7 protein-coding genes are annotated in these 5,890 nt (G+C 61.2%); 5 read left to right on the top strand and 2 right to left on the bottom strand.

The window, feature by feature from the left end; genetic code table 11:
- Positions 1-621, top strand: a 621-nt coding sequence (locus tag A2J01_RS26505) for an HNH endonuclease signature motif containing protein (protein WP_156519417.1), incomplete at its 5' end; no start/stop codon positions are given.
- A 99-nt stretch (positions 622-720) separates the two neighbouring features.
- Positions 721-1,269: an SMI1/KNR4 family protein gene (locus tag A2J01_RS26500; protein ID WP_231915919.1), complete on the top strand. Its 549-nt coding sequence runs from the start codon at positions 721-723 to the stop codon at positions 1,267-1,269.
- A gap of 13 nt (positions 1,270-1,282) precedes the next feature.
- Here A2J01_RS26500 and A2J01_RS26495 read toward each other — a convergent pair whose 3' ends face one another.
- Positions 1,283-2,164, bottom strand: coding sequence for a DUF4190 domain-containing protein (locus A2J01_RS26495; protein ID WP_030536008.1), 882 nt, complete (start codon positions 2,162-2,164; stop codon positions 1,283-1,285).
- A gap of 175 nt (positions 2,165-2,339) precedes the next feature.
- On the opposite strand from A2J01_RS26495, the gene A2J01_RS26490 reads away from it, so the two are divergent.
- The 3 genes from A2J01_RS26490 to A2J01_RS26480 all read left to right on the top strand — a co-directional run bounded on the left by A2J01_RS26490 (position 2,340) and on the right by A2J01_RS26480 (position 5,168).
- Positions 2,340-3,044, top strand: coding sequence for a TetR/AcrR family transcriptional regulator (locus tag A2J01_RS26490; protein ID WP_054782167.1), 705 nt, complete (start codon positions 2,340-2,342; stop codon positions 3,042-3,044).
- On the top strand, positions 3,041-3,778 hold the full coding sequence (locus A2J01_RS26485) for an SDR family oxidoreductase (protein ID WP_042446245.1): 738 nt from the start codon (positions 3,041-3,043) through the stop codon (positions 3,776-3,778). The genes A2J01_RS26490 and A2J01_RS26485 overlap by 4 nt, the downstream gene beginning before the upstream one ends.
- A gap of 82 nt (positions 3,779-3,860) precedes the next feature.
- Positions 3,861-5,168 carry a serine hydrolase domain-containing protein gene (locus A2J01_RS26480; protein ID WP_064113931.1) on the top strand — a complete coding sequence of 436 codons (1,308 nt, stop codon included), beginning with the start codon at positions 3,861-3,863 and terminating at the stop codon, positions 5,166-5,168.
- Positions 5,169-5,187: 19 nt separating this feature from the next.
- On the opposite strand, the gene A2J01_RS26475 is transcribed toward A2J01_RS26480, so the two are convergent.
- On the bottom strand, positions 5,188-5,890 hold a 703-nt coding region (locus A2J01_RS26475), incomplete at its 5' end, for a DUF1206 domain-containing protein (RefSeq protein WP_064113930.1).

Below are 5,890 nucleotides of genomic sequence, written 5' to 3'. Positions count from 1 at the left end.
GACAACGCTGCCACCGGCATCGACGGCGGCCAACGCCCACACCTGAACGTGCACATCAACGCCAAAGACCTGGCCTACCACCGTGAATGCGCCACAACGGGTGATGGCTCAACACCTGTCCCGTCCGAGGACGACGATCCCGGCATGCTCGATCTCGACTTTCACGATCTCGACAAACAAGATCTCGATGTCGGCCACATGCCCTGGATGGGACCACTGAGCGTCGGCCGCACCCGCATGATCGCCTGCGACTGCATGCTCTCCAGCGTCCTCCTCGACGGAAACGGTGCCCCACTCGACGTCACCCCACTCAAAAGGCTTGTCACCGCAGCACAACGCACCGCCCTGATCGCCCGAGACAAAGGCTGCGCCTTCCCCGGCTGCGACTGCGTCCCCGCCTGGACCGACGCCCACCACATCAAACACTGGGCCAAAGGAGGACCAACCGTCATGGACAACCTGGTCCTGCTCTGCCGAACCCACCACACCCTGATGCACCGAAAACCCGGATTCACCGGCAAATGGGAAATCCGAATGGGCACCGATCACCTGCCCTGGTTCATCCCACCACCGGGCATCGACCCCGACCGGAAACCCCGCCGCTCCACCACACGACTCTGAACCCGGAGGTCACCGAGCACACGCCTCGGTGACCCATTCCGGCGTGCTTCGATAGCCGGAAAGGGCGGCACGGTGTCCCCTATTGCTAGCGTTGAGCGTGTGTTTGCACAGGGAACCAACGCGCTGACGGTAGACGGCCGACCGACGCTCGCGCATATCGATTTTGCCCTTATGGATTCCTATCGATTTCCCGACCGGCAGGGCTTCCCCGATTCATATCGCGCATTCATCAGGCACGCAGGTTGGGCGCGGACCTTCGGACTCTGGCTCATCTATCCGCCCGTCCTTCCCGGATTTGCCGACGGCTGGCAAGGGCGCGCCCGCAACCTCACCGCTCATCTTCATTCGGTCTACAGAGAAGGACAGGATGACGAGTTCGATTGGATGATCGAACCCGACGGCGATTGGTCACTCCCCGACTCGCTGCAGGTTTTCGGATGGAGCGAAAACGGTGACGCCCTCCTGTGGGACACAGCATCACGCGACACCGACGGAGAGTTTCCGGTTTGGGAATCACGCTCGTTCAACTCTCTCCACCGTCTCGGCGGGAGCATCCACGAAGCACTACCGTCCATTCGCACCCGGGCTATGGGCCTGTTCGGACCTCGCACCTTCGACATCGAGCCACTCCAGCCCACCCAACTCTGACGCGCGACCCAAATTATCGATAGGCCGCGGACACAGCCACGAATACGACACCTACGACGACGACCAGGGACAGATAGCCGAGAACGAGTCCGGCCACTGCCAATCCGCGCCCACTTTCGCCGGAACGGCGAATCTGGTTCAACGACACATGCCCCACTGGAATAGCAAGAACTCCACCGAAGATTCCAAGTACAAGTGCGACGATGGCCAAGGCATTCGTGCCGACCGCTGGTCGCGCTGGATAGCGCGCTGCAAGTTGATCTGCGAGTACCGGAATCCCGTCCGATGTGAAGCCCACTTGTGCAAAAACGGGTTGGCCATCGGCGGTGTAGCCGACCACCCCAGGGAGCGGTGCCGCCACCTGCCTGACAGGCCCGAACGTCGAACGAAGGCTCCTCCCTAACAGCAGCGCCGCGGCCATATACAGCAACAGCCCCGCCACAGATCCGGCTATCCAGGCTCCACGAAACGCCGGCCCGTCGACGTCGAGGATCCTCCCCGCCGCCCTCACACCGGATCCTGCTGCACCGACCGCGATACTCAAATTCACTGCGCCAGGAATAACGGCAAGCATGGCAATGGCACCGACACCAAGCGACAATGCCGGGCCACCGCGACGCCGCCACGCCAACGAACTCATCAGCGCTGCAAACAAAGTCACAGCGGTGCCCAGAAGCCCAGTCACAAATCCGACAACGACTCCCGTCTCGAAGTCCCCACCTAGATGACGAGCAACCCACTGTGCCCAGGCCCGCGCGAATGGCGGCCCGAGTGTCAGCGAGACAACGACCGTTGCAACCGCAGCGCACGCCACGACACTGATGACCCGCAGAATCCACCCCAGATAACCGGAATGCGAATTATTCTGCGCAACAGTAGTTTCCGAGTCGATCACCAGGATTCCTTCGTTCAGAGCGTGAGAACAGAACGGCTCTAGCTGTCACTCCACACAGAACCGTGGCCGGACCGGCTCACTCATCTGATCAAGTTCTGGCGCCTGTGTCTGTAGTTCGTTCGCACGACCAAACCAGCGATAGCAACGATTACATATTTGTGTTAGCGTCGTTTCCATGGGTTCGAGAGCAAAGATTCTGGCCGCGGCAACCGAGCTGCTCAACACCTCCCCCAACGGCGACATATCCACCCGCGCCGTGTGCGAGATGGCCGGCGTCGGCGCCCCCGCGCTCTACCGTCAGTTCGGCGACAAGGACGGACTGCTCGCAGCCGTCGTCGAGGCAGGTTTCTTCGAATACCTCGAAGGCAAACGGGCTGCGACACCTTCCGATGACCCCGTTGCCGATCTACGGGCCGGCTGGGATGCGCACACCGCCTTCGCGCTCGCGCATCCCGCTCACTACCGCTTGATGCACTCACCTTCCGCCCAGAGCGCCGACACCGCTCTGCAGGCCCAGGCGCTACTTCGATCCGTTCTCGAACGATGCGCTGCGGCAGGTGTTCTGACCGTATCGGTCGACGTGGCTACGCAGATGGTGATGTCCGCCAATGCGGGCGTCGCTCTGATGCTCGTCGTCAGGCCGGAACAGTACCCCGATCCGACGCTGTCACAGCGAGTTCGCGACGGAATCTTCGCGTCCATCATCGACGAATCCGGCGTCCACCCGGAAACCTCACTCAACAGAGTTGCATCTACTCTCGACGCCCAACTGGCCGCCGCAGATTCAACTTCTCTCTCCGCCAACGAAGTCGGCCTACTACGAGAGTGGCTTCGCAAGCTGTCCGATGCAACCGAAACCAGTTCAGGAGTTACATCATGACTGACACCACCACCCGCGTCGCCATCGTCACCGGAGCTTCCGGCGGCATCGGGCGAGCGACTGCAGAGAAGCTCGCCGCCGACGGAATGGCTGTCGCCGTGCACTATTCAGGAAACATTCAACGCGCCCAGGAAACAGCTGACGCCATCGTCGCTGCGGGCGGTCGCGCCATAGCGGTGCATGCGGACGTCGCCGACGAAGGTGAAGTCGCCGCACTGTTCGATACGGTCGAGGAGGAATTCGGGGGCATCGACGTCGTCGTCCATGCAGCCGGAATCATGATTCTCTCCACCGTCGCAGAACTGAACTTCGACGATTTCGATCGGATGCATCGGACCAACGTCCGAGGGACCTTCGTGGTCGACCAGCAGGCAGCCAGACGTGTCCGGCGCGGTGGTGCGATCATCAATTTCTCCACCTCCGTGAAGAAGCTGGCGTTTCCGACTTATGCCGCGTACGCCGCCACCAAAGGTGCTGTCGACGCGATCACTCTGGTTCTCGCGAAAGAGCTACGGGGACGCGATATCACGGTCAACGCCGTAGCCCCAGGCCCCACGGCCACCGATCTGTTCCTCGACGGGAAAGACGAAGCTACAGTGGAGAACCTGTCCAAGCTGGCTCCCCTGGAACGCCTCGGCACACCGATGGACATCGCGGAGGCTGTCGCATTTCTCGCCGGCCCAGCTCGTTGGGTCAATGGCCAGGTCATCTACGTCAACGGCGGCGTGATTTAGCGAAACCATCGCCTAAGGACCACACCTTGGCAATTCCGACAAAACAGTCAAACCAGTCGACTTTGGTTGTAATGTGCAAACAATGGATAACCAGGATCGAGGGTCCGCCCGGACGTCACGACGACAGTTCATCAGCGTTGCAGGGCTGGCGGCAACCGCGGTCATAACCCTCGCGACCTCCTCGACCGCCGGCGCCGCCGGCCCCACGGCACCCAATCCAGGTTCGCGGGTCGGCGATCCTGCGGAAGCCCAAGCGGTACAGCGCGTCGCAGAGACACTGCTGAACAGCGGAGTCCCCGGTCTTGCCTTCGCCATCGTCAAACCGGATGAGAAGAACCGCAAGGCGAGTGTCACCACTACGTACCACTACGGATATGCCGACGTCGAAAACGGCGTGAGAGTCACTCCACGAACGCAATTCGAGATCGCCTCGGAGACCAAGACCTTCACCGCTGCACTACTGGCGAAACTGATCGCTCGGGGAGAAGTCGGATTGGACGACCTGGCGAGCAAGTATTCGGATGGCAACCCGCTGCCGAAAGGCATCGGCGGCGAGGAGATCACGCTTCGCCAACTGGTCACCCACCGTTCCGGCCTGAGCGACGACCCGCCCAATCTTTCGGCGGGGTGTGCCGATCCCACACGATCATGCACGGACGAGAAGGCGAAGTACACCAGAAATATGCTCTGGAAAGGACTCCAAGACGCGGGCGCCTTGGAGTTCGCCCCCGGTAGCCACTGGCTGTACTCGGACTTCGGGTTCGGACTGCTCGGCACACTCATGGCCGACAAAATCATTCCGGGACAAGAGAAGCCACCATTCGCGGCGGCAGTCGCCCGCGAAATCACCGACCCGCTCGGGATGATGGGTACCGTGATCGAGACCAAAGCAACCGACCTTGCCGTTCCGTACCACCTCGACGGCACACGAGCGCCTCTGTGGAACAACACGGGTGCGATCGCAGGCGGGGGTGGGCTGGTCAGCACCGCCGAGGACATGTCGATCTGGGCTGCAACAACTCTCGGCTACGAAAACAACCCGCTCAGACCAGTCCTGACCTCGATGCTCGAGCAGATCGACACGCAAGCTCCGGAGAATCCTGCATTCGGAATGGGAATGGCGTGGCAGCTCCAACCCCCGACGCCGAACTTCCCACAACGGTTCGCCAAGAAAAACGGAGACAGCTCGGGATCCAACTGCATCACCCTGCTGGTTCCCGACAGCGGCTGGTCGATCACGATTCTGGCGAACGGTGGAAATGCGGCGATGATCGACCCTGCAGCCGTGAACCTGATGCATGATCTGGTTCCGAGACGACCGATACTCGGTAGCTCGACGGGAAGTTCGTCGGGCAGCGACGTCGGCTTCCAGACCGGGTCATTCGGATAAACCCACTTACCTACGGGCGCTACATCTTCGTCGAGCGTGCCATCACGAAGCAGTAGAGCCCGTAGGTGATGATGCCCAATCCGGCAAGGATCAGCAGCGCCACTCCGTACGGCTGCGCGCCCAGCGTCTTGAACGCTCCGTCGAGTCCGGAGGACTTGCCGGGTTCGGAACTGTTGACCGCAAGAAGAACCAGAATGCCGACTGCAGCGATGGCCAAGCCCTTGGCGACGTACCCGACGGTTCCGAGTCGGCGCACGAAGTTGCTGGGTGTGCCTTTCAGATCATCGAGGAAGTTCTGGCTCGCGCCCTTGTACACGTGGTACACACCAACGGCAATGATCGCGATCCCGCCGATCACCAATGCGATAGTTCCAAGCGTGTTCTCCATCAAACGCGCCGTGATCCCCGCACTCTGACCGCTGCTGGACTTCCCGCTACCGCGGGCGAATCCGAATGCAGTGAAAGCAAAACCGAAATAGACGAGTGAAATGCCCAGAGCCTTTGCGCGGTTGAAGAACTCTTTCTTCTTGTCGTCAGAGGACGGCGACGACGAGCTTCCCAACGCAGCTTCGGCCAATCTCCACAACGCCATGGCAAGGAAGGCCACGACGCCGACCCACAGAGCGAAGACACCCCCTGGCTTTCCTGCCAACTCGGCCATCGCACCCGATTGGTCCGCAGACCCGGATCCACCGAGAGCAAGGCGGATCGCGATATATCCG

Origin of the sequence: Rhodococcus sp. EPR-134 (genome assembly GCF_001647205.1) — a bacterium.
Classification (GTDB): domain Bacteria; phylum Actinomycetota; class Actinomycetes; order Mycobacteriales; family Mycobacteriaceae; genus Rhodococcus_F; species Rhodococcus_F qingshengii.
Note: the sequence above shows the minus strand (reverse complement) of the source record. Positions and strands in the feature narration are given on the sequence as shown.